Here is a 20,970-nt window from a genome sequence, read left to right on the forward strand (position 1 = left end):
GTTTCACGCTTCCTCCCCGAAGCGGTCCCGTATCAGTTCCTCGAGGGCGTCCAGCGCCGCCTCCGCATCGTCGCCCTCGGCGGTGATGCGGATGCGCGAGCCGCGCGCCGCGGCCAGCATCATCACGCCCATGATCGATTTGCCGGATACCTCGCGCCCGTCCTTGGCGACGCGGATGTCCGAGTCGAAGCGCGAGGCCTCCGTGACCAGCTTGGAGGCGGCGCGGGCGTGCAGGCCCAGCTTGTTGACGATGGCGACGTCGCGTTGCGGCATGTGTCCCGTATCTCCGGTTCAGTCCACGTCGGTCGGCGGCAGGCACGGCATGATCCCCTGGCGCCCGGCCTCCACGGCGCTGGCGGTCATCGCGTCCAGTTCCAGCTTGGGGTAATTGTAGATGCGCACCAGCATCGGCAGGTTGACGCCGGCGATCACGCGGTGCCGGTCGCGGTCGGCGGCGCGGTTGGCGATGTTGCTGGGCGTCGAGCCGAAGGCGTCGGTCAGGATCAGCACGCCGTGGCCGTCGTCCAGGCGCGCGGCGGCGTCGCGGGCGGCGTTGATCAGTTCGTCCGGGTCGGACTGCCGGTGGACCTCCAGGACATCCGTGGGCAGGGACAGTTCGCCCAGCATGCCGGTGACGGTATCCACCAGGTGGCGGCCGAGCTGGCCGTGCGTGACGAGAAGTACGCCGATCATGCCTGTTCCGTGGGGTATCGCTTTCGGGCCGTAAGGCTACGGCAACTCGGTGTGACGCACCAGCGTGTGCGGGTAATCGGCACGCAGCCGTTCCGCCAGCTTCTCCACCAGGTAGACCGAGCGGTGCTTGCCGCCGGTGCAGCCGACGGCGACCGTGACGTAGGCGCGATTCTCGCGCGAGAAGGCGGGCAGCCAGTCGCTCAGGAAGTCGCCGATGTCGCGCAGCATCTTGCCGGTCTCCGGGGTTTTCTCCAGGAAGGCGGCCACGGCCTCGTCGGTGCCGGTGGCGTCGCGCAGCGATTCCTCCCAGTGGGGGTTCGGCAGGCAGCGCACGTCGAAGACGAAGTCCACCGCCTCGGGCACGCCGTACTTGAAGCCGAACGACTGCAGCAACAGCGACAGGCCGCCCGCGGTGCTGGCCTCGACGCGGCTGCGGATCAGGTCGCGGAGCTGGTGGATGTTGGTGCGGCTGGTGTCGAGCACCAGGTCCGCCTGCTCGGCGATGGGCCGCAACAGTTCGCGGTCGCGCTCGACGGCGTCGATCAGCGGGGTCTCGGCATCGGTGAGGGGATGCTTGCGCCGGGTCTCGCTGTAGCGCCGCAGGATCACGTCCGTGTCCGCCTCCAGGTAGATCACCTGGATATCCACCCCGTCGCGCTTGAGTCGGGCGATGCGCTCGGGGAACTGGCGGATCTCGGCGGGCCGGGCGCGGGCGTCCACGCCCACCGCCATGCGTTCGAAGTCCAGGTCCTGGCGGCGCAGTGTCTCGGCGGTGATATCGCCGAGGAGGCCGATGGGCAGGTTGTCGATGCAGTAGTAGCCCAGGTCCTCGAGCATGTGCAGGGCCACGGATTTGCCGGAACCGGCAAGGCCGCTGACCACGATCAGTCGCATGAGTCGTCCTCTCCTCGCCCGTTCTCGTCCAGGGCCGCCGCCTGGCGTTCGGCGAAGGCCTCGTCCCCGGCGTAGCCCTGCATCCGCAGCAGGTGGTCGCGGCAGGCCGCCTCCACCAGCACCGCCAGGTTGTGGCCGGCGGCCACCGGCAGCGTGATCTCGGGGGTACGGACCTCCAGGATATCGCGGGTCCGGCGGCTGCCGCCCAGCCGGTCCGGCACCGGCAGCGCCGGGTCCGTCGGCCGCACCAGGTTCACGATCAGGCCGAGCTGCTTGCGGCGCTTGATCGCCGCCTCCCCGAACATCGCCCGGATGTTGAGTATGCCCAGGCCGCGTACCTCCAGGAAATCCTGCAGCAGGGGCGGGCAGCCGCCGTTGAGGTCGTCCGGGCCGAGGAGGGCGAATTCCGGGGCGTCGTCCGCGACCAGGCGGTGCCCGCGGCTGATCAGTTCCAGGGCGAGCTCGCTCTTGCCCACCGCCGGCTCGCCGGTCAGCAGCACCCCCAGGCTCAGGATCTCCATGAACACGCCGTGGATCGTGACCTGGCGTGCCAGCGCACGACCCAGGAAGTGGCGCAGCCGATAGGCCACGCGATGCGCCGACACCGCGGTGTCGAACACCGCGATGCCGGCATCGTGCAGGGGGTCGAGCCAGGCGTCCTCGAGCCGGCAGTCGTCGGCGAGCACCATCATGGCGGTGTCGGCGGCGGCGACCCGCGCCAGGATACGGCGGCGCTCGGCCGGGTCGGCGCCGGCCAGGTAATCGGCTTCGGGGGCGCCCACGACCTGCACGCGCGGCGGGTGGATGAAGTTGAAATACCCCACCATGGGCACGTGGCCCCGGCCCATGGCGCCCGTGCGCAACGGCCGGTCGCCGCCGGCGGGCTCGCGCCGCCAGCGCCATTGCAGGGCCTCGCCCACCTGGGCGTGGATGCGGGCGACCGAGATTTCGGCGTTGTCGACCTGCATCCGCTGGGCGCCCGTCGCGCGGTCCGCCGGGGCCGCGTCAGCTCGCCTGGGCGATGGGGTCGTAATCCAGCAGTAGCGCGTGCAGGGCCTTGTCGTCCTCCGCGGCGCGCAGGCGCTTGAGGCAGTCCTCGTCGGCGAACATTTCGGCCAGCGCCTTGAGGATGCGCAGATGCGCCTCCGTGGATTCCTGCGGTACGAGCAGCCCGAACAGCATGTCCACCGGCCGGTCGTCGGACGCTTCGAAGTCCACGCCCTGCGGCAGCCGGATCATGGCGCCTACGCATTCGTCCAGGCCCTTGAGGCGGCCGTGGGGAATGGCCACGCCGTCGCCGATCCCGGTGCTGCCGAGCTTTTCGCGGGCCACCAGCCCGGTGAAGATCTCGGTCGCGGTCAGGTACGGGGTGGCCTCCGCCAGGATTTCCGACAGGCGCTCGAGGGCGCGCTTCTTGCTTTGGACGTCGGCTACGACCCGGACCCGGTCCGGGTGGATGATGTCGGCAATGGTCATGCGTTTTCCTATCTGGTCAGCTCGCGTTGATCTGGGCCTGCTGGCCCTCGCGATTGTGGTGATCGGTCAGCTTTTCCTTGAACTTGCGGGTCTGACGGTCGAGCCGGTCGATCATCACGTCGATCGCGGCATACATATCGGCCTCGACCGCCTCGGCATGAAGGGTGGTGCCGGACAGCTTCAGCGTCGCCTCGGCCTTGTGTCGCTGCTTTTCGACCTCGAGCACGATCTCGGCGTCGATGACATGGTCGAAGTGGCGCTCCACGCGCTGCAGCTTGGTGCTGACGTAGTCGCGCAGCGCATCCGTCAGGTCGATGTGGTGTCCGGAGATGTTGAGGTTCATACCGCGCTCCTTGAATGAGACGGAGGGTGACCGGTCATGCCGGGGAGGGGGCGGGCGAGGGCGCCCGCGCCGCGGCGGCCGCCGGGGATGCCGGCATGCCTCGCGGAGGTCGCGCCGTCGCGACGGATACGGGTGTGGCGCCGCGGCGTGCTCATGCGTTCTGCCGCCGGCGCTGGTGCGAGGGGGGAATGCCCAGCGCCTCGCGGTACTTGGCCACGGTGCGGCGCGCCACGCGCACGCCTTCGGCGAGCAGCATCTCGGCCAGCTTGCTGTCCGAGAGCGGCTTGTCCACCCCTTCCTCGCCGACCAGGCGGCGGATCATCGCCTGGATCGCGGTGGCCGAGCAGGTGCCGCCGTCGGTGGTGGCGACGTGGCTGGAGAAGAAATACTTCAGCTCGAACAGGCCGCGCGGGGTCTGCATGTACTTGTTGGCTGTCGCGCGTGACACGGTCGATTCGTGTATGTCCAGGCTGTCGGCGACGTCGCGGAGCACCAGTGGCTTCATCGCCTCTTCGCCATATTCCAGGAATGCGCGCTGGGCTTCAACTATGCATTGCGCGACCCGCAGCAGGGTCTCGTTGCGGCTCCTGAGGCTGTTCAGGAAGAACCGTGCCTCCTGCAGGTGCGATTTGAGCGTGGTCTGGTCGGCGCTCTTGTCGGCGCGCTTGACCAGGGCGAGGTAGTGCGGGTTGATCCGCAGCCGCGGCGCGATGTCCGGGTTCAGGGTCACCTGCCAGCGGCCCTCGCGCTTGATCACGAAGACCTCCGGGACCACGTAGTCGGCCTCGTGGTCCGAGAACGCCTCGCCGGGGTGCGGCTGCAGGCTCTGGATCAGGCTGACGGCGGGCGCGAGCGCATCGGTACCGACGTCCAGGCGCCGGGCCAGGGCGGCATGGTCGTGCGCGGCCAGCAGCTCCAGCAGGTCGTTGTCGACGATGGCCAGGGCGAGATCCCGGCCCTCGGTGTCTGGGGGCGTCTGGCGGAGCTGGATCGACAGGCATTCGGCGAGATCGCGCGCGGCGACGCCGGGCGGGTCGAACTGCTGGACCGTGGCGAGCACGGTCTCGATCGCCGACTCGTCGATGCCGTGCTCGGCACACAGGCGGGCGCAGAGCTCGGGCCAGTTGCGCAGGTAACCGTAATCGTCGACGGCGTCGATCAGATGGGCCGCGATCTCGGCGTCGCGTTCCGTGAAGGAGTGCAGCTCGGCCTGCCAGGTCAGGTGCTCGTGCAGACCCGGCGGGGTATGCATGTTGGCCTGGCGATAATCCCACAGGGCCTCTTCGTCGGCGCTGGGCGCGCTCGGTGCCGGCCCGCTCTGGTAGATGTCGTCCCAGTCGGCGTCGACCGGCAGGTTCTCGGGGATGTCGTCGCCGGCGGGCCGGTTCTCCTCGGCGCGGTCCGGCGCCTCCTCGGGCACCTCCTCGCGCTCCTCGGCCTCCAGCATGAGATTGGATTCCAGGGCCTCCTGGATCTCCGTGCGCAGGTCGAGGGTGGACAACTGCAGCATGCGGATCGCCTGCTGCAGCGCGGGCGTCATGGTCAGGCTCTGCCCGAGCTTGAGGGAGACCGACTGCTTCATAGCCGGAAGTCCTCGCCCAGGTACACGCGCCGTACCTGCTCGTCCGCGAGTACGTCGTCCGCGGCGCCGGCGGCGATGACGCCCCCGGCGCTCAGGATATAGGCGCGGTCGCAGATGCCCAGTGTTTCGCGCACGTTGTGGTCCGTGATCAAGATGCCGATGCCGCGTTCCTGCAGGTGCCGCACGATGCTTCGAATGTCGCCGATGGATATCGGATCGATCCCGGCGAACGGCTCGTCCAGCAACATGAAGCGCGGTTCGGCGGCGAGCGCCCGCGCGATCTCCACCCGGCGGCGCTCGCCGCCGGACAGGCTCAACCCCTGGCTGTCGCGGATGTGGCCGATCGACAATTCGTCGAGCAGCGCCTCCAGGCGTGCCTCGCGCTGCTGCCGGGAAAGGCCGCGCCTCACCTGCAGTATCGCCATGATGTTATCGGCCACGGAGAGCTTTCGGAAGACCGAGGCCTCCTGCGGCAGGTAGCCGAGCCCCCGGCGCGCCCGCCGGTGCATGGGCATGCGGGTGATGTCGGTGTCGTCCAGGTGGATGCGGCCGGCGTCCGGCGGCACCAGGCCCACCATCATGTAGAACGAGGTGGTCTTGCCGGCGCCGTTGGGGCCCAGCAGGCCGACCACCTCGCCGGCGTGCACCTCGAGGTCGACGTCGTGCACCACGTCGCGGCCGCGGTAGCGCTTCCGCAGACCGGTGGCGCGCAGTACCCCGGGTTCAGCCGTCATCGGCGGCTCCCGCATTCCCGTCCGGCGTCTCCTCGCCGGACGGGCTCTGATCCGGCGGCGGTTCCGCGTCCGGTGGCGGTTCCAGGGTGATGCGGACCCGTTCGCCGTCCTCGCCATCGGCGCGGCGCGCCTTGGTGCGACCGCTGGCGAGGTCGTGGGTGATGGTGTCGCTGCGCACCGCGTTGCCGCCGCGCTCGATCATCGCCTCGCCCCGCAGTTCCACCAGTTCGGAGCCGCTGCGGTAGGTCATGCGCGCCGCCGAGCCGTTGACCGGTGCCTCGTCCGGATTGGCGGGTGCCTGATGCAGACGCGCCGGGTTGCCGGTGAGCACGGCGGTGAACCGGTCGTCGGCGTCGCGCGTGACCACCAGCTTGTCGCCGCGCAGCTCCAGGCCCTCGCGCGTGAGCACCACGTCGCCCCGGTAGATGCTGCGCCCGGCGTTGCGGTCCAGCTCCGCGGTGTCGGACTGGATCTCGATGCCGCGGGCCGGGGCCGCCGCGGCGAGCAGGGCGATGGCGATCAGGGCGAAACGACGGTCAAGGCGCATAGGTCACCTCGACATCGTGCCGCAGCCGCAGCCGGTCGCTGTCCAGGTACACCGTCATGCCGCGCGCGCGGATGTCCTGGCCGGGGGCTCGGGCGGTCACCTCGGCGTCGGTCTCGACACGGTCGGCGTCGGGCCGTACCCGGGCGCGGGGCGTGGTCACGCGCAGCTCGCCGTCGTCGCGGCGCTGGCTCAGCACGACCCCGCCCTCCAGGTGGATGTCGCGGCTGCCCGCCGGGACCCGGCCGCGCGGGGCGTCGAGGCGCCAGGGGCCGCGTTCGCCGGCGAGATAGGTCACGTCGATGCCGGTCAGGCGCACGGCATCGTCGGGATAGTGCAGGGACTCGTCGGTGCGGATGCGATATTTGAGGTCGCCCTGGGGGCCCATCTGAAGGATCTCGGCATCGAGCAGGTAATAGTCGCTGTCGCCCGGTGTCGCCGGGACGTCGTCCGGCTCGGGCCGGCTCGGGTCGTACAGGCGCAGGGCGAACAGTGCCGCCATCGCCAGCAGGACCGCCGCCAGACCGGCGCGGATCACGCCGCGACCCCGTGTCGCAGGAGGCTCATGCCGAAGCGTCCCGGCCGCTGCGCGCGGCTATCAGCAGCTCGCAGGCTTCGCGCACGGCGCCGGCGCCGCCGGCGGCGGCGCTGACCCAGTCCGCCGCGTCCCGGACTTCGGGGACCGCATCGGGCACCGCCAATGCCAGTCCCGCACGCTGCATCAGCGGCAGGTCGGGCAGGTCGTCGCCCATGACCGCCGCCTGCGCGGGGTCCAGGCCGAGATCGTCCAGAAGGCCCTCGAACGCGGCCAGCTTGTCCTCGGTATCCATGTAGATGTACTGCAGGCCCAGATCCAGCAGGCGATCCTCGACGGCGCGCGAGGGACGTCCGCTGATCGCGGCGGGGGTGATGTCCACGGCCTGCAGCCGCTTGAGGCCGAGGCCGTCGCGGATATGCATGGACTTGAATTCGGCGCCGTCGGGGCCGAGGTAAAGCCGGCCGTCGGTCATCACGCCGTCGATGTCGAACACCGCGAGGCGGATCGCCGCCGCCCTGGCTTGCAAATCGCTCATACCACTCCCGCCCGTAGCAGATCGTGCATGTTGAGGGCGCCGACGGGGCGGCGCTCGGCGTCCACCACCATCAGGCCGTTGATCTTGTGCGCTTCCATCATGTGCAGCGCCTCGGCCGCCAGCATGTCGGGGCCGGCGGTACGCGGTGCCCGCGTCATCACCTCGGCGATGGGTGTGCTGCGCACGTCGGCCGCGCTGTCCAGGGCGCGCCGTAGGTCGCCGTCGGTGAACAATCCCGACAGACGGCCCTCGCCGTCGACCACGCCGGTCATGCCCAGCCGCGTGCGCGTCATCTCCAGCAGCGCGTCGCCCAGGGGCGTGGTCTCGTCCACCACCGGCATCTCGTCGCCGCGGTGCATGATGTCCTCCAGCCGCAGCAGCAGGCGCCGGCCCAGCGCGCCGCCCGGATGCGCCATGGCGAAATCCTCGGCGGTGAACTCGCGCGCCTCCAGCAATGCGATCGCCAGGGCGTCGCCCATCGCCAGCGTGGCCGTGGTGCTGGAGGTGGGGGCCAGGTCCAGCGGACAGGCCTCCTCCGCCACGCTCACGTCCAGGTGGACATCCGCCCGGCGCGCCAGCGTCGAGCCCGGACGGCCGGTGAGCGCGATCAGCGGCAGCGCCAGGCGCTTGATCAGCGGCAGGATGGTCAGGACCTCCGCCGTCTCGCCCGAATTGGACAGCGCCATCACCACGTCGTTGCCGGTGAGCATCCCGAGATCGCCGTGGCTGGCCTCGCCGGGGTGCACGAAAAAGGCCGGCGTGCCGGTGGAGGCCAGCGTGGCCGCGATCTTGCCGCCGATGTGACCGGACTTGCCCATGCCGGTGACGATCACCCGGCCGTGACAGGCGTACATCAGCTTGGCCGCGGCCGCGAAGTCGTCCCCGATGCGCTCCGCGAGGGCGGTCACCGCGCCGGCCTCGATCTCGACGACCCGCCGGCCCATGGCGATGAGAGCGTCGTCCCTCATGCGCCGCGCGCCCCGCTGGCGTGGTCGCCGGAAACAGGGGGCGCGGTCCCGTGGATGCGCACGCGGGATTCGCCGCCGTCGCGCATCGAATCGACACGAATGCGATTGGCACCTTTCATGCTTCCATTATCCGTCGCAGACGCCCTCATTGGAAACGGGACACGTACAACAGCGTCTGGTAGGCGGCGAAGGCAGCGAGCAGGAGCAGGCCGTGGCCGCGGCCGATGCGACCGCCGCGCAGCACGCAGAGCAGGAACAGGGCGACCGTGGCGCCGGCCATCACCGGCAGGTCGCGAGCGAGAGCGCCGTCGGGCAGCAGGCCGGGCGCGAGCAGGGCGGGGGCCGGCAGCACCGCCAGCAGGTTGAACAGGTTGGAGCCCACGATGTTGCCCAGCACCAACTCGTGGGCCCGGCGCCGCACCGCGGCCAGCGAGGTGGCCAGTTCCGGCAGGCTGGTACCGACGGCGACCACGGTCAGTCCGATCACCAGTTCGCTCACGCCGAGCGCGGCGGCGATGTTGGAGGCGCCCCAGACCAGTAGCTGCGAACTCACCGGCATCAGCACCACGCCCAGGGCGAGCCAGCCGGCCGCGGCGCGCGGTGCCAGCTCGACCTCGTTCGCGGCGATTATCTCGGCGGCCAGCGGATCGTCCGCGGGGTCGCCGTCGTCACGGGCCAGCCGCGCCAGGAAGGCCAGTAGGGCCGCCAGGGCCAGCAACAGGAGGATGCCGTCGAGCGCCGACAGTTGGCCGTCGGCGGCGAGCAGCCAGGCGCCGCCCGTGACCGCCAGCAGTACCGGCAACTCGCGCCGGGACAGGCCGCGAGGCACGGCCAGCGGCATCATCAGGGCGGTCGCGCCGAGCACCAGCAGGATGTTGGTGATGTTGGAGCCGACGGCGTTGCCGATCGCCAGGCCCGCCTTGCCTTGGACCGAGGCGACGGTCGAGACCACGATCTCGGGCAGGCTGGTGCCGATGCCGACCACGGTCAGGCCGATCAGCAGGGCCGGCACGCCCAGGGCGCGCGCGCTGGCGGCGGCGCCCAGGATGAAACGGTCGGCACTGAACACGAGCAGGGCGAGGCCGCCGGCGACGGCGACGAGGCTCAAAAGCATGGGCTGTTTCCGGCACTTGCTAGCGGCGAAAGCGGGCCATGATGGTACCGGAAACGCGGGCGCCGGTTGCGGCGGTGCGTATAATGCGCGCCCTGTCCTGTCCTCAGCTCCGCCATGACCGACATCGCGATCGCCATCGAGGATGTGCGCAAGCGCTTCGGCGACACCGAGGCGCTCAAGGGCGTGTCCTTCGACATCCGACGCGGCGAATACTTCGGCCTCCTGGGGCCGAACGGCGCCGGCAAGTCCACCCTGATCAACCTGATCGCCGGCCTCGCCCGGATCGATTCCGGGCGCATCGCGGTGCTCGGCAACGACGTGGTCCGGGATTACCGGGCCGCGCGCCGCAGCCTGGGCGTGGTGCCCCAGGAACTGGTCTACGATCCCTTCTTCCCGGTCCTGGACCTGCTGCGCCTGCAGGCCGGCTACTACGGCTGCGGCCGCGATTACTGGCCGTGGATCGACTATCTGCTGGAGGCCCTGGAGCTGACCGACAAGCGCGACAGCACCATGCGCCAGCTCTCCGGAGGCATGAAGCGCCGCGTGCTGATCGCTCAGGCGCTCGTGCACAAGCCGGACGTGGTGATCCTGGACGAGCCCACGGCCGGCGTGGACGTCGAACTGCGCCGGACCCTGTGGCGCTTCACCCGCGAGCTCTACGACCAGGGCCGGACGATCGTGCTCACCACCCACTACCTGGAGGAGGCCGAGGAGCTCTGCGACCGCATCGCCATCCTCAACCACGGCGAGCTCAAGGTTCTGGAGGACAAGCGCGCGCTGCTCGACCGCCATCCCTACCGTTTCCTCAAGCTGCGCCTGGAAGGCTCGGGGCACCTGCCGGACAGCGTCCGCGAGCTGGTCGAGAGTACCCACGGCAAGGAGATCGAACTCAAGCTGGAGCAGGGGCGGCATTACATCGCCGACGTGCTCGAGGCGCTGCGCGACGCCGGTTTCCGCATCCAGGACGTGCGCACGCGCGAGCCCTCGCTCGAGGACATTTTCGTGGAGCTCACCATGGACGGCGATCCCGCCGTGGAGGCCGCCTGATGAACCCGTACGGCTGCTACACCCTGTTCAAGAAGGAGGTCCGGCGCTTCTGGAGCGTGATCGGCCAGACCGTGGGCGCGCCGGTGATCACCGCGCTGCTGTACCTGGTGGTGTTCCGGCAGGTGCTGGAGGACCGCGTGCAGGTCTACGACGAGGTGCCGTACACGGCGTTCCTGATCCCGGGCCTGATCATGATGAGCATCATCCAGAACGCCTTCGCCAACACCTCGTCGAGCATCACCCAGTCCAAGGTCATGGGCAACCTGGTGTTCGTGCTGATGACACCGCTGTCCGCGCTGGAGCTGTACGCCGCCTACGTCGGCGCGGCCCTGCTGCGGGCGGCGTTGGTGGCGACCGGGCTCTACATCATGGCGCTGTTCTTCGTGCGCGTGCCCATGAGCCAGCCCCTGGTGACCCTGGCGATGCTGGTCCTGGCCGGCGGCACCCTGGCCGTGCTGGGCATGATCGCGGGCATCGTGGCCAACAAGTTCGAGCACCTGGCGGCGTTCCAGAATTTCTTCATCATGCCGCTGTCGTTTTTGTCCGGGGTGTTCTATTCGGTCCACTCGCTGCCCGATGTCGCCCGCACGGCGTCGCACTACAATCCGTTCTTCTACATGATCGACGGCTTCCGGCACGGCTTCTTCGGCGTGGGCGACGCGCCGCCGGCGTTGTCGCTGGCGGTGGTGGGCGTCTTCTTCGTGGCCGTGTCGGGCGTGTGTCTGGCCATGCTCAAGAGCGGCTACAAGCTGCGCTCGTGATAGGATGACGCGGCCGCGCCACACCCCACAGACACCCCGTATCCGATGTATAGCGCAGACGAACTCAAGCGATTGATCGAGGCCGGCCTGCCCGACGCCCAGGTCGAGGTCGCCGGCGATGACGGCGTGCACTTCGCGGCGCGCGTGATCTCCCCCAGTTTCTCCGGCAAGGGCATCGTCGAGCAGCACCGCATGGTCTATGCGGCGTTGGGCGAGCGTATGGGCGGGGATATCCACGCCCTGTCGCTGCGCACACTCACGCCGGAACAGGCGGGCCGATGACCGGCGTCGCCGGCGGGACGGGCCGCTGATGGACCTGCTGAGGATCGAGGGCGGCCGGCGGCTGGAGGGCGACGTGCGCGCCTCCGGCGCCAAGAACGCGACCCTGCCGATCATGGCGGCGTCGCTGTTGATCGACGAGCCGCTGGTGGTCGAGAACGTCCCGCACCTGGAGGACGTCACCACCACCAACATGCTCCTGGCGCAGATGGGCGTGTCGGTGACCATCGCCGACCACATGGCGGTGGAGGCCGATGCCAGCACTATCACCGATCTGGTCGCGCCCTACGACCTGGTCAAGACCATGCGCGCCTCGATCCTCGTGCTGGGGCCGCTGCTGGCCCGGCACGGCCAGGCCGAGGTCTCGCTGCCCGGCGGCTGCGCGATCGGCGCGCGGCCGGTGGATATCCACCTGCGCGGGCTGGAGGCCATGGGCGCCGAGATCGACGTCGAGGCGGGTTATATCCGGGCCCGCTCCGGGCGCCTCAAGGGGGCCCGCATCGTCATGGACACGGTCACGGTCACCGGCACCGAGAACCTGATGATGGCCGCGACCCTGGCGGACGGCACCACCGTGCTCGAGAACGCCGCCCGCGAACCCGAGGTGGTGGATCTGGCCAACTGCCTTATCGCCATGGGGGCGAGAATCCGCGGCGCCGGATCCGCCGAGATCGTGATCGAGGGCGTGCCGAAGCTGCACGGCGCCACCTACCGTGTGCTGCCGGACCGCATCGAGACCGGCACCTTCCTGGTGGCCGGCGTGGCTACCCGTGGTCGCGTGCGCGTGACCCATACCGACCCGGGCCTGGTGGAGGCGGTGACGCTGAAGCTGGAGGAGGCCGGGGCCGAGGTGACCACCGGCGAGGACTGGGTCGCGGTCGACATGCGCGGCCGCCGGCCGCGCTCGGTATCGGTGCGCACCGCACCGTATCCCGGCTTTCCCACGGACATGCAGGCCCAGTTCACGGCCCTGGACGCCGTCGCCGAGGGCGTGGGCACGATCACCGAGACGGTATTCGAGAACCGTTTCATGCACGTTTCCGAGCTGATGCGCATGGGCGCCGACATCCGTCAGGAGGGCAATACCGTGATCGTGCGCGGCCGGGAGTGTCTGACCGGCGCGCCGGTGATGGCCACCGACCTGCGGGCCTCGGCATCCCTGGTGCTCGCGGGTCTGGTGGCGGAGGGCGCCACCGACGTCCGTCGCATCTACCACATCGACCGCGGCTACGAATGCATCGAGGAGAAACTGGCCCAGCTCGGGGCGTCGATCCGGCGGCTGCCGGACCGGGCGCCGGTGGGAGCGCTGGCATGACCACGGCAAGCCGCTCCACCCGCTTCGTCCCCCCCTTTCGTAAAGGGGGGCTAGGGGGGATTTGTCCGCGATCGCCCGGCAAGAAGGTGCCCCAGCCATGACATCGCTGACGCTGGCATTGTCCAAGGGCCGGATCCTGGAGGATACGCTGCCCCTGCTGGCCGCGGCCGGGATCGAACCCGAGGAAGACCCGCTGGACTCGCGCAAGCTGGTGTTCGCGACCAACCGCGAGGGCCTGCGCCTGCTGGTGATCCGTGCGGCCGATGTGCCCACCTTCGTCGCCTACGGCGCCGCCGACCTGGGCGTGGCCGGCAAGGACGTGCTGATCGAGCACGGCGGCCAGGATCTGTACGAGCCCTTGGATCTGGGCATCGCCAAATGCCGGCTGATGGTGGCCGGCCTGCCCGGCGCGCTGGAGGGCGCCGCCAACCGGCCGCTGCGCGTGGCGACCAAGTACATCGAGACGGCGCGCGCCCACTTCGCCCGCGCCGGCCGCCAGGTGGAGCTGATCAAGCTCTACGGCTCCATGGAGCTGGCCCCGATCGTGGGTCTGGCGGACGTGATCGTGGACTTGGTGGACACCGGCAATACCCTGCGCGCCAACGGCCTGGAGCCGTTCGAGACCATTCGCGAGATCAGCTCGCGGCTGGTGGTGAACAAGGCGGCGATGAAGATGAAGCACGACCGCATCGAGGAATTGCTCGACGTGTTCAATCGAACCACAGAGGCACAGAGGACACAGAGCAGAGCAGGCGGGAAGTAAGGCTGCTGGACCCCGAGGGCTGTTTCGGCGTCTAGCCCGGCAGGCAGTCCTGAGCATTTTCCGCTCATTAATGAAGACTAACCACAGAGGCACAGAGACACAGGGCTTTTGATGCTTGAATCAACATCCAGCCTCTTTGTGTTTCTTCCCTCTGTGCCTTCGTGCCTCTGTGTGCTCTGTGACTCTGTGGTTAATGTCCAGTCAGTGGTGATTGATCGTGACTAAGATCAGACGTCTGAATAGCGCCGATGCCGGCTTCGCCGAGGATTTCACGGCGCTGATCGACCGCGCCGGCGGACGCGAGGCCGAGGTGGCCCCGCGCGTGGCCGAGATCATCGCCGCGGTGCGCGCCGAGGGCGATGTCGCGCTGCTGCGTCATACCCGCGAGCTGGACGGCCTGGACGCCGCGGCGGCGGCCGATCTGGAAATCCCGCGCGAAGCGCTGGAGGAGGCCCTGATGGCGATCCCCGGCCGGCAGCGCGATGCCCTAAAGGCGGCGGCCGCCCGTCTGATCGACTATGCCGAGTGCCAGAAGACCGACTCGTGGGAATTCGAGGACGGCGACGGCAACACCCTGGGGCAGACGGTGCGGCCGTTGGCCCGGGTCGGCGTCTACGCGCCCGGCGGCAAGGCCGCCTATCCCTCCACGGTCCTCATGAACGCGATCCCGGCGAAGGTCGCCGGGGTCGACGAGATCGTGATGGTCTCGCCGACGCCGGGCGGCGAGCGCAACGATCTGGTGCTGGCCGCGGCCGCGCTGGCCGGTGTGGATCGCGTGTTCACCATCGGCGGCGCGCAGGCGGTCGCGGCACTGGCCTACGGCACCGAGACCGTGCCCGGCGTCGACAAGATCGTGGGGCCCGGCAACGCCTACGTGGCGGCCGCCAAGCGTCAGGTGTTCGGCCAGGTGGGCATCGACATGATCGCCGGTCCCTCGGAGGTCCTGATCATCGCCGACGGCACCGGCGATCCCGAGTGGGCGGCCCTGGACCTGTTCGCACAGGCGGAGCACGACGAGGACGCCCGCGCCATCCTGGTCAGTCCGGACGGCGACTACCTGGACGCGGTGGCGGCGGCCGTGGATCGCCTGATCGACGCTCAGCCCCGCGCCGCGATCATTCGCGCGGCGCTCGCGAAGCAGGGCGCGTTGATCAAGGTCCGGGACATCGACGAGGCCACCGATCTCAGCAACCGCATCGCGCCCGAGCACCTGGAGTTGGCGGTGGCCCAGCCCAAGGTGCTGCTGGACGCCATCCGCCATGCCGGGGCCGTGTTCCTGGGGCACCATTCGCCGGAAGCCTTCGGCGACTACTGCGCCGGGCCCAACCACGTGCTGCCCACGGGCCGCACCGCGCGCTTCTCGTCGCCGCTGGGCGTCTACGATTTCCAGAAGCGCCTGTCGCTGATCCACGCCACGCCGGGCGGCGCGGCGCGGCTGGCGTCGATCGCCGCCGAGCTGGCGCGCGGCGAGGGCCTGGAGGCGCACGCGCAATCCGCCGAGGCGCGCGCCGCCGGCGGCGCGCGTGATTCGTGATTGGTGATTCGTGATCCGGAGAGAGAGGGAATCGCTTTGCCAATTGCCAATTGCCAATCACCAATCACGGCCCCGGAAGACTGGCTGCGTCCGGAGGTGCTGGCTCTCCGGGCCTATCAGGTGGCCGACGCGCGCGGGCTGATCAAGCTCGACGCCATGGAGAATCCCTATCCGCTGCCCGAGGTGGTGCGCAAGGCATGGGCGCAGCGTCTGGCGGCGGTGGCGGTCAACCGCTATCCCGATCCCGAGGCGGCGGCTCTCAAGGCGGCCCTGCGCTCAGCGATGGATCTGCCGCTCGGAGCATCGCTGATGCTCGGCAACGGCTCCGACGAACTGCTGCAGATCCTGATCTCGGCCGTGGCGCGACCGGGCGCGACCCTGGTCACGCCGGCGCCGGGGTTCGCCATGTTCGGCCTGATCGCCCGGGCCGCCGGGCTGCGCCACGAGACCGTCGATCTCACTCCCGAGTTCGCGCTCGACGCCGACGCCATGCGCGCCGCCATCGACGCGCACCGGCCGGCCCTGGTGATCGTGGCCCAGCCCAACAACCCGACCGGCAACGCCTTCGATGCCGCCGCCCTGCGCGCGGTGGTCGAGGCGGCGCCGGGTCTCGTGGTGATCGACGAGGCCTATTATCCGTTCGCCGATGCCGATTGCCGGGCCTGGCTGGACGATTACCCGCACCTGCTGCTCCTGCGCACCGTCTCCAAGCTCGGCCTGGCCGGGCTGCGGCTGGGGTTGCTCGCGGGCGCGCCGCGTTGGATCGAGGCGCTGGAGCCGTTGCGGCTGCCTTACAACATCAATGCCCTGACCCAGGCCGGGGCCGAGGTGGCGCTGTCACACTACGACGCCTTCGCGGCACAGGCGGCGGCGATCGTGGCCGAGCGGCGCCGTCTGCACGAGGCGCTGGCGGCGCTGCCGGGACTGACGGTCCATCCCAGCCAGGCGAATTTCCTGCTGGTGCGCGTTCCCGCGGGCCGCGCACCCGCGCTGCACGCGGGCCTGCGCGACGCCGGCATCCTGGTCAAGCTGGTGGACGGCAGCCATCCGCTGGTCGCCGACTGCCTGCGCATCACGGTCGGCTCGCCGGAGGGAAACACGGCCGTAATCACGGCCTTGGGCGATCTCCTGGGGGCGTGAGCCGGGTGAGGGCTGTGCTATACTTTCCGGCTGTTGCGTGCCGCCCGTTTCGACCACGGGACGGACGGCGGCGGAAGCAAATGAAATCAACGGTTGGCGCGCCATTCGGCGCGGGGCGGCGTCTAGGTCCGCCCGGCGCCATCGGGGCGACTAGTCGGCCGGCCGCACGCCGTCGACGCGGACGGCGATTCCGGGAGTCATTCAGAGGTTGTTCGCATGAGTAATGAGGGGGTGGACGTCGGCAAGCGCCGATTCCTGACCACCGCCACGTCGGTGGCCGGCGGCGTCGGCGCGGCGTTCGTCGCGGTTCCGTTCATCAAGTCCTGGCAGCCGAGCGCGCGGGCCGAGGCGGCCGCGGCGCCGGTCGAGGTCAATGTGGGCCAACTCGCCGAGGGCGCGATGCTGACCGTCACCTGGCGCGGCAAGCCGGTCTGGATCGTGCGCCGCACCGAGGAGATGCTGGCGAGTCTGGACGAGGTCTCCGACATGCTGCGGGATCCCGATTCCGAGAAGCCGCAGCAGCCCCCCTACATCCAGAACCAGTCGCGCGCGATCAAGCCGGAATTCCTGGTGATGGTGGGCATCTGTACCCATTTGGGCTGCTCGCCCAAGTTCCGCCCCGACGCGTCCCAGGGTGACCTGCCCTACAGCGGCTTCTTCTGCCCCTGCCACGGTTCCAAGTTCGACATCGCCGGCCGCGTCTACAAGGGCGTGCCGGCGCCGCTGAACATGGTCGTCCCGCCGTATCGTTACAAGACCGACACCGTCCTCGTGATCGGCGAAGATCCCAATCAGTCGGAGACCGCATAAATGAGCTCTCGCTTCATGGACTGGGTGGACGAGCGCTTCCCCGCCACGCAGCTCTGGCGGGAGCACCTGTCCGAGTACTACGCACCCAAGAACTTCAACTTCTGGTACTACTTCGGCTCGCTGGCGATGCTGGTCCTCGCGAACCAGCTCATCACCGGCATCTGGCTGGCGATGTTCTACAAGCCGTCGGCCGCCGAGGCCTTCGGTTCCGTCGCCTACATCATGCGCGATGTCGAGTGGGGGTGGCTGCTGCGCTACATGCACTCCACCGGCGCGTCGGCGTTCTTCATCGTGGTCTACCTGCACATGATGCGGGCGCTGCTGTACGGCTCCTACCGCAAGCCGCGCGAGCTGATCTGGATCTTCGGCTGCCTGATCTTCCTGGTGCTGATGGCCGAGGCCTTCATGGGCTACGTGCTGCCCTGGGGCCAGATGTCCTACTGGGGCGCCCAGGTGATCATCTCGCTGTTCTCGGCGATCCCCGTGGTCGGCGAGGGGCTGGCGACCTGGATCAAGGGCGACTACGTAATCGGCGACGCGACGTTGAACCGCTTCTTCGCGCTGCACGTCGTGGCCCTGCCGTTCGTGCTGGTGGGGCTGGTGATCGCCCACATCATGGCGCTGCATCACGTCGGCTCGAACAATCCCGACGGCGTCGAGATCAAGAAGGTCAAGGACGCCGACGGCAACCCCGCGGACGGCATCCCGTTCCATCCGTACTACACGGTCAAGGACCTGTTCGGGGTGGGCGTGTTCCTGATCCTGTTCTGCGGCGTGATCTTCTTCGCGCCGGAAGGCGGGGGCTATTTTCTGGAGCCGCCGAATTTCCAGGAAGCCAACCCGTCCGTGACTCCGGCGCACATCGCACCGGTGTGGTACTTCACGCCGTTCTACGCGATCCTGCGTGCGATCACCGTCGATTTCCTGTGGGTGCCGGCCAAGCTCTGGGGCGTGATCCTGATGTTCGCCGCCGTGCTGATCCTGTTCTTCATGCCCTGGCTGGACCGTAGCCCGGTCAAGTCGATCCGCTACAAGGGCTGGATGTTCAAGGTGCCGGTGGCCGCCTTCGTGATCAGCTTCCTGCTGCTCGGCTACCTCGGCACCCAGCCGCCCGGCGGCTGGCGCATGCCGGCGGCCCAGATCGGCACGGCCGTGTACTTCCTGTTCTTCCTTTTGATGCCGATCTACAGCAAGTTGGACAAGACCAAGCCGGTTCCGGAGAGGGTGAGCGAATGATGCGGCGGCTAGTGGCGATTCTGTTGGTGGCCGCGATGCCGGCGGCCTGGGGTGCCGGCGGGGAGCAGGTTCCCTTCGAGTTCGATCCGAACCTGGGCAACCAGGCTTCGCTGCAGCGCGGCGCCAAGCTGTTCCTGAACAATTGCGCCGGCTGCCACTCGTTGCAGTACCTGCGGTACAACCGTATGGCGAAGGACCTGGGGATTCCCGAGGAGATCCTTGAGGACAAGCTGATGCTGGCGGGCGGCGAAGCGCACGAACACATCGTGAACAGCATGCCCAAGGCCAAGGCCGAAGAGTGGTTCGGCAAGGCCCCGCCGGACCTGAGTCTGGTCGCGCGCTCGCGCGGCCCGGACTGGATCTACAGCTTTCTGCTGACGTTCTACTTGGACGACTCCACCGCGACCGGCGTCAACAACCTGGTGCTGCCGAACACCGCGATGCCGCACGTGCTGGCGCCGCTGCAGGGGTATCAGCACTACAACGCCGATCATGGAGAGGAGACGTCGGGCGGTCACGGGGGCGGCGGCCCCGATTTCGAGTTGGTTCGCGAGGGCCGGCTGAGCGAGGCCGAGTACCGCCGTGCCGTAGCCGATATCACCAACTTCCTGACCTACGCGGGCGAGCCGGCCAAGCTGGTGCGCTACGGGCTGGGCGTGAAGGTGATTGCGTTCCTGCTGCTGTTCACCGCCCTGGCCTGGTTGCTCAAGCGCGAATACTGGCGCGACGTGCACTAGGCCGGATCAGGGAGAGCAGCCATCATGGCGTCCGTCGCCAACCGCCGTTCCCTGATGACGCTGTTCTCGCGTCCGGAATGCCCGCAAAGCCATCGGGTGCGGCTGGTCCTCGCCGAAAAGGGCATCACCAGCCTCGACGTGATCGAGGTCCGGGAAGGCGAGACCAGCGACGACCTGATGCACCTGAACCCGTACAACACGGTGCCCACGCTGGTCGATCGCGACCTCGTGGTCTACGACGCCCGGATCATCGTCGAGTATCTGGACGAGCGCTTTCCGCATCCGCCCCTGATGCCGGTGGATCCGGTCAACCGGGCGCGCTACCGCCTGGCGCTGCTGCGCATGGAGTCGGAACTGTACGGCCTCGTGGACGATCTCGAGGGCACCGCAGCGCAGACGCGCAAGGCGCGCAACCGTCTCAAGGAGACGCTGGCGGCCCTGGCCGCCGAGTTCTCGCCGCGGCCCTACGTCGGCGAGGAGTTCTCGCTGATCGATTGCACCCTCGCGCCGATCCTGTGGCGGTTGCCCCATTACCGGGTCACCCTGCCGGAACGCGCCGAGGCCAAGCTCAAGGATTACTCGAAGCGATTGTTCGAGCGTCCCGCATTCAAGGCCAGCCTGACCGCCATCGAGGCGGAGATGCGGGCTGACTGACCGACATCGAGGAGTGGTTGCCGTGATCTCCCGGCGCCCGTATCTGATCCGCGCGATATACGAATGGGTCCTGGACAACCAGTTGACCCCGCACATGCTGGTCGCCGCCGATGCGCCCGGCGTGCGCGTACCCGAACAGTTCGTGACCGAGGACGGCAAGATTACCGTCAACGTCAGCCCCTCCGCCGTGCGCGACCTGGCGTTGGGCAACGACATGATCCGCTTCTCGGCCCGTTTCTCCGGACGGCCGTTCGAGGTCGAGGTGCCGCCGGGCGCCGTGCTCGCCCTCTACGCCCGCGAGAACGGTCAGGGCATGCTCTTCGGCGAGGTCGAGGAGCCCGAGCCGCCGCCCGACGGCGATGGCGGCGACGGCGATGGCGGCGACGGCGAGCCGGAGCAGGGCGAAAAGAAGAAGCGCTCCCACCTCAAGGTCGTCAAATAAGACGATACGAACCACAGAGACACAGAGCGCACAGAGAAAGATGCTTCTTGTGGGGCAAGAACGGCCCCTTTCGCGGTCGGCTGACTACGTGTGCCAGCCTGATTCTCTTTGTGCCCTCTGTGTCTCTGTGGTTTGTTCCTCAGGCCTGATTCTCGTGGCCGAATAGCCGCTCGTCGATCTGGTCGCAGAGGCAGTGGATGAACAGGAGGTGCACCTCCTGGATACGGGCGGTCACGTCCGAGGCGGCCCGCAGCTCGATGTCCTCCCCGGCCAGCGTCCGGGCGATGCGGCCGCCGTCGCGTCCGGTCAGCGCCAGCACCCGCATGCCGCGCTCGTGCGCGGCCTCGATCGCGGCGACCACGTTGGGTGAATTGCCGCTGGTGCTCACGGCCAGCAGGACGTCGCCGGGCGCGCCCAGGGCCTCCACCTGGCGGCTGAATATCCGGTCGTAGTCATAGTCGTTGGCGATCGCGGTCAGCGTGGAACTCTCGGTGGTGAGGGCGACGGCGGGCAGGGCGCGACGTTCGCGTTCGAAACGGTTCACCAGTTCCGAGGAGAAATGCTGGGCGTCGCCCGAGGAGCCGCCGTTACCGCAACTCAGGACCTTGTGTCCGTCGGCCAGCGCGCCCGCGAGCATCTCGCCGGCGGCCGCCAGCACCGGGAGCGCCGATGCCAGGGTGTCGCGCTTGGCCCGGATGCTGGCTTCGAAGAAGCCGCGCAGGCGTTCCTCATGATTCATGCAGGACTCCCGAATGGGTCAGGAAGAAAAGCACCACAGGGGCACAGAGTCACGGGCGAAGTCATTTTCGGTCACAAAGGGTACGAAAGCAT

26 protein-coding genes are annotated in these 20,970 nt (G+C 68.9%); 12 read left to right on the forward strand and 14 right to left on the reverse strand.

Going from position 1 to position 20,970, the window contains the following annotated elements; all coding sequences use genetic code 11:
- Nucleotides 1-3: 3 nt before the first annotated feature.
- The 13 genes from PC39_RS01885 to PC39_RS01945 form a co-directional block, all read right to left on the reverse strand.
- Nucleotides 4-273, reverse strand: a complete 270-nt coding sequence (locus tag PC39_RS01885) for an HPr family phosphocarrier protein (RefSeq protein ID WP_353251663.1) — start codon at nucleotides 271-273, stop codon at nucleotides 4-6.
- A gap of 18 nt (nucleotides 274-291) precedes the next feature.
- Nucleotides 292-693 carry a PTS sugar transporter subunit IIA gene (locus PC39_RS01890; RefSeq protein ID WP_353251664.1) on the reverse strand — a complete coding sequence of 134 codons (402 nt, stop codon included), beginning with the start codon at nucleotides 691-693 and terminating at the stop codon, nucleotides 292-294.
- Between the two features lie 36 nt (nucleotides 694-729).
- Nucleotides 730-1,587, reverse strand: coding sequence for an RNase adapter RapZ (gene rapZ, locus PC39_RS01895; protein ID WP_353251665.1), 858 nt, complete (start codon nucleotides 1,585-1,587; stop codon nucleotides 730-732).
- On the reverse strand, nucleotides 1,578-2,555 hold the full coding sequence (gene hprK / locus PC39_RS01900) for an HPr(Ser) kinase/phosphatase (RefSeq protein ID WP_353251666.1): 978 nt from the start codon (nucleotides 2,553-2,555) through the stop codon (nucleotides 1,578-1,580). Before hprK ends, rapZ begins: the two co-directional genes overlap by 10 nt.
- A gap of 37 nt (nucleotides 2,556-2,592) precedes the next feature.
- Nucleotides 2,593-3,063, reverse strand: coding sequence for a PTS IIA-like nitrogen regulatory protein PtsN (gene ptsN, locus PC39_RS01905; RefSeq protein WP_353251667.1), 471 nt, complete (start codon nucleotides 3,061-3,063; stop codon nucleotides 2,593-2,595).
- 16 nt (nucleotides 3,064-3,079) lie between these two features.
- Nucleotides 3,080-3,406 carry a ribosome hibernation-promoting factor, HPF/YfiA family gene (gene hpf / locus PC39_RS01910; RefSeq protein ID WP_353251668.1) on the reverse strand — a complete coding sequence of 109 codons (327 nt, stop codon included), beginning with the start codon at nucleotides 3,404-3,406 and terminating at the stop codon, nucleotides 3,080-3,082.
- A 151-nt stretch (nucleotides 3,407-3,557) separates the two neighbouring features.
- The gene (locus PC39_RS01915) at nucleotides 3,558-4,988 is read right to left on the reverse strand and encodes an RNA polymerase factor sigma-54 (RefSeq protein ID WP_353251669.1); all 1,431 of its coding nucleotides are present in this window, start codon (nucleotides 4,986-4,988) and stop codon (nucleotides 3,558-3,560) included.
- On the reverse strand, nucleotides 4,985-5,722 hold the full coding sequence (gene lptB / locus PC39_RS01920) for an LPS export ABC transporter ATP-binding protein (protein ID WP_353251670.1): 738 nt from the start codon (nucleotides 5,720-5,722) through the stop codon (nucleotides 4,985-4,987). Before lptB ends, PC39_RS01915 begins: the two co-directional genes overlap by 4 nt.
- Complete coding sequence (gene lptA / locus PC39_RS01925) at nucleotides 5,712-6,269, reverse strand: lipopolysaccharide transport periplasmic protein LptA (RefSeq protein ID WP_353251671.1); 558 nt, start codon at nucleotides 6,267-6,269, stop codon at nucleotides 5,712-5,714. Before lptA ends, lptB begins: the two co-directional genes overlap by 11 nt.
- Nucleotides 6,259-6,804: an LPS export ABC transporter periplasmic protein LptC gene (gene lptC, locus PC39_RS01930; protein WP_353251672.1), complete on the reverse strand. Its 546-nt coding sequence runs from the start codon at nucleotides 6,802-6,804 to the stop codon at nucleotides 6,259-6,261. The genes lptA and lptC overlap by 11 nt, the downstream gene beginning before the upstream one ends.
- A gap of 25 nt (nucleotides 6,805-6,829) precedes the next feature.
- Nucleotides 6,830-7,339, reverse strand: coding sequence for a KdsC family phosphatase (locus tag PC39_RS01935; protein ID WP_353251673.1), 510 nt, complete (start codon nucleotides 7,337-7,339; stop codon nucleotides 6,830-6,832).
- A complete protein-coding gene (locus PC39_RS01940; protein WP_353251674.1) occupies nucleotides 7,336-8,307 on the reverse strand; it encodes a KpsF/GutQ family sugar-phosphate isomerase in 972 nt (323 codons plus the stop codon). The genes PC39_RS01935 and PC39_RS01940 overlap by 4 nt, the downstream gene beginning before the upstream one ends.
- Before the next feature lie 145 nt (nucleotides 8,308-8,452).
- Nucleotides 8,453-9,421 carry a calcium/sodium antiporter gene (locus PC39_RS01945; protein ID WP_353251675.1) on the reverse strand — a complete coding sequence of 323 codons (969 nt, stop codon included), beginning with the start codon at nucleotides 9,419-9,421 and terminating at the stop codon, nucleotides 8,453-8,455.
- A gap of 114 nt (nucleotides 9,422-9,535) precedes the next feature.
- On the opposite strand from PC39_RS01945, the gene PC39_RS01950 reads away from it, so the two are divergent.
- From PC39_RS01950 to PC39_RS02005, 12 genes are all read left to right on the forward strand, one after another.
- Nucleotides 9,536-10,468 carry an ABC transporter ATP-binding protein gene (locus PC39_RS01950; protein WP_353251676.1) on the forward strand — a complete coding sequence of 311 codons (933 nt, stop codon included), beginning with the start codon at nucleotides 9,536-9,538 and terminating at the stop codon, nucleotides 10,466-10,468.
- Entirely contained in the window at nucleotides 10,468-11,229 is a 762-nt protein-coding gene (locus PC39_RS01955) for an ABC transporter permease (RefSeq protein ID WP_353251677.1), read from the forward strand. The genes PC39_RS01950 and PC39_RS01955 overlap by 1 nt, the downstream gene beginning before the upstream one ends.
- Before the next feature lie 45 nt (nucleotides 11,230-11,274).
- Nucleotides 11,275-11,511, forward strand: a complete 237-nt coding sequence (locus PC39_RS01960; protein WP_353251678.1) for a BolA family protein — start codon at nucleotides 11,275-11,277, stop codon at nucleotides 11,509-11,511.
- 28 nt (nucleotides 11,512-11,539) lie between these two features.
- Nucleotides 11,540-12,823: a UDP-N-acetylglucosamine 1-carboxyvinyltransferase gene (gene murA / locus PC39_RS01965; protein WP_353251679.1), complete on the forward strand. Its 1,284-nt coding sequence runs from the start codon at nucleotides 11,540-11,542 to the stop codon at nucleotides 12,821-12,823.
- 97 nt (nucleotides 12,824-12,920) lie between these two features.
- Nucleotides 12,921-13,586 carry an ATP phosphoribosyltransferase gene (gene hisG / locus PC39_RS01970; protein WP_353251680.1) on the forward strand — a complete coding sequence of 222 codons (666 nt, stop codon included), beginning with the start codon at nucleotides 12,921-12,923 and terminating at the stop codon, nucleotides 13,584-13,586.
- A gap of 217 nt (nucleotides 13,587-13,803) precedes the next feature.
- On the forward strand, nucleotides 13,804-15,120 hold the full coding sequence (hisD, locus tag PC39_RS01975; RefSeq protein ID WP_353251681.1) for a histidinol dehydrogenase: 1,317 nt from the start codon (nucleotides 13,804-13,806) through the stop codon (nucleotides 15,118-15,120).
- Between the two features lie 96 nt (nucleotides 15,121-15,216).
- On the forward strand, nucleotides 15,217-16,260 hold the full coding sequence (gene hisC, locus PC39_RS01980) for a histidinol-phosphate transaminase (protein WP_353251682.1): 1,044 nt from the start codon (nucleotides 15,217-15,219) through the stop codon (nucleotides 16,258-16,260).
- Nucleotides 16,261-16,476: 216 nt separating this feature from the next.
- Nucleotides 16,477-17,070, forward strand: coding sequence for a ubiquinol-cytochrome c reductase iron-sulfur subunit (petA, locus tag PC39_RS01985; protein WP_353251683.1), 594 nt, complete (start codon nucleotides 16,477-16,479; stop codon nucleotides 17,068-17,070).
- Nucleotides 17,071-18,306, forward strand: coding sequence for a cytochrome b (locus tag PC39_RS01990; protein ID WP_353251684.1), 1,236 nt, complete (start codon nucleotides 17,071-17,073; stop codon nucleotides 18,304-18,306). It begins immediately after the preceding gene.
- Nucleotides 18,303-19,043 (forward strand): cytochrome c1, encoded by a 741-nt coding sequence (locus PC39_RS01995; RefSeq protein WP_353251685.1) that lies wholly within the window; start codon nucleotides 18,303-18,305, stop codon nucleotides 19,041-19,043. The genes PC39_RS01990 and PC39_RS01995 overlap by 4 nt, the downstream gene beginning before the upstream one ends.
- A gap of 24 nt (nucleotides 19,044-19,067) precedes the next feature.
- On the forward strand, nucleotides 19,068-19,697 hold the full coding sequence (locus PC39_RS02000) for a glutathione S-transferase N-terminal domain-containing protein (protein ID WP_353251686.1): 630 nt from the start codon (nucleotides 19,068-19,070) through the stop codon (nucleotides 19,695-19,697).
- 22 nt (nucleotides 19,698-19,719) lie between these two features.
- Nucleotides 19,720-20,139, forward strand: a complete 420-nt coding sequence (locus PC39_RS02005) for a ClpXP protease specificity-enhancing factor (protein ID WP_353251687.1) — start codon at nucleotides 19,720-19,722, stop codon at nucleotides 20,137-20,139.
- A 139-nt stretch (nucleotides 20,140-20,278) separates the two neighbouring features.
- On the opposite strand, the gene PC39_RS02010 is transcribed toward PC39_RS02005, so the two are convergent.
- Nucleotides 20,279-20,878: a phosphoheptose isomerase gene (locus tag PC39_RS02010; protein ID WP_353251688.1), complete on the reverse strand. Its 600-nt coding sequence runs from the start codon at nucleotides 20,876-20,878 to the stop codon at nucleotides 20,279-20,281.
- Nucleotides 20,879-20,970: the final 92 nt, after the last annotated feature.

Source organism: Salinisphaera sp. PC39 (assembly GCF_040361335.1).
Lineage (GTDB): Bacteria > Pseudomonadota > Gammaproteobacteria > Nevskiales > Salinisphaeraceae > APNM01.

Coding starts and splice junctions, on each gene's coding strand:
- PC39_RS01885 (WP_353251663.1), bottom strand. CDS start 273: ATGCCGCAACGCGACGTCGCCATCGTCAACAAGCTGGGCCTGCACGCC.
- PC39_RS01890 (WP_353251664.1), bottom strand. CDS start 693: ATGATCGGCGTACTTCTCGTCACGCACGGCCAGCTCGGCCGCCACCTG.
- rapZ (WP_353251665.1), bottom strand. CDS start 1,587: ATGCGACTGATCGTGGTCAGCGGCCTTGCCGGTTCCGGCAAATCCGTG.
- hprK (WP_353251666.1), bottom strand. CDS start 2,555: ATGCAGGTCGACAACGCCGAAATCTCGGTCGCCCGCATCCACGCCCAG.
- ptsN (WP_353251667.1), bottom strand. CDS start 3,063: ATGACCATTGCCGACATCATCCACCCGGACCGGGTCCGGGTCGTAGCC.
- hpf (WP_353251668.1), bottom strand. CDS start 3,406: ATGAACCTCAACATCTCCGGACACCACATCGACCTGACGGATGCGCTG.
- PC39_RS01915 (WP_353251669.1), bottom strand. CDS start 4,988: ATGAAGCAGTCGGTCTCCCTCAAGCTCGGGCAGAGCCTGACCATGACG.
- lptB (WP_353251670.1), bottom strand. CDS start 5,722: ATGACGGCTGAACCCGGGGTACTGCGCGCCACCGGTCTGCGGAAGCGC.
- lptA (WP_353251671.1), bottom strand. CDS start 6,269: ATGCGCCTTGACCGTCGTTTCGCCCTGATCGCCATCGCCCTGCTCGCC.
- PC39_RS01935 (WP_353251673.1), bottom strand. CDS start 7,339: ATGAGCGATTTGCAAGCCAGGGCGGCGGCGATCCGCCTCGCGGTGTTC.
- PC39_RS01940 (WP_353251674.1), bottom strand. CDS start 8,307: ATGAGGGACGACGCTCTCATCGCCATGGGCCGGCGGGTCGTCGAGATC.
- PC39_RS01945 (WP_353251675.1), bottom strand. CDS start 9,421: ATGCTTTTGAGCCTCGTCGCCGTCGCCGGCGGCCTCGCCCTGCTCGTG.
- PC39_RS01950 (WP_353251676.1), top strand. CDS start 9,536: ATGACCGACATCGCGATCGCCATCGAGGATGTGCGCAAGCGCTTCGGC.
- PC39_RS01955 (WP_353251677.1), top strand. CDS start 10,468: ATGAACCCGTACGGCTGCTACACCCTGTTCAAGAAGGAGGTCCGGCGC.
- PC39_RS01960 (WP_353251678.1), top strand. CDS start 11,275: ATGTATAGCGCAGACGAACTCAAGCGATTGATCGAGGCCGGCCTGCCC.
- murA (WP_353251679.1), top strand. CDS start 11,540: ATGGACCTGCTGAGGATCGAGGGCGGCCGGCGGCTGGAGGGCGACGTG.
- hisG (WP_353251680.1), top strand. CDS start 12,921: ATGACATCGCTGACGCTGGCATTGTCCAAGGGCCGGATCCTGGAGGAT.
- petA (WP_353251683.1), top strand. CDS start 16,477: ATGAGTAATGAGGGGGTGGACGTCGGCAAGCGCCGATTCCTGACCACC.
- PC39_RS01990 (WP_353251684.1), top strand. CDS start 17,071: ATGAGCTCTCGCTTCATGGACTGGGTGGACGAGCGCTTCCCCGCCACG.
- PC39_RS01995 (WP_353251685.1), top strand. CDS start 18,303: ATGATGCGGCGGCTAGTGGCGATTCTGTTGGTGGCCGCGATGCCGGCG.
- PC39_RS02000 (WP_353251686.1), top strand. CDS start 19,068: ATGGCGTCCGTCGCCAACCGCCGTTCCCTGATGACGCTGTTCTCGCGT.
- PC39_RS02010 (WP_353251688.1), bottom strand. CDS start 20,878: ATGAATCATGAGGAACGCCTGCGCGGCTTCTTCGAAGCCAGCATCCGG.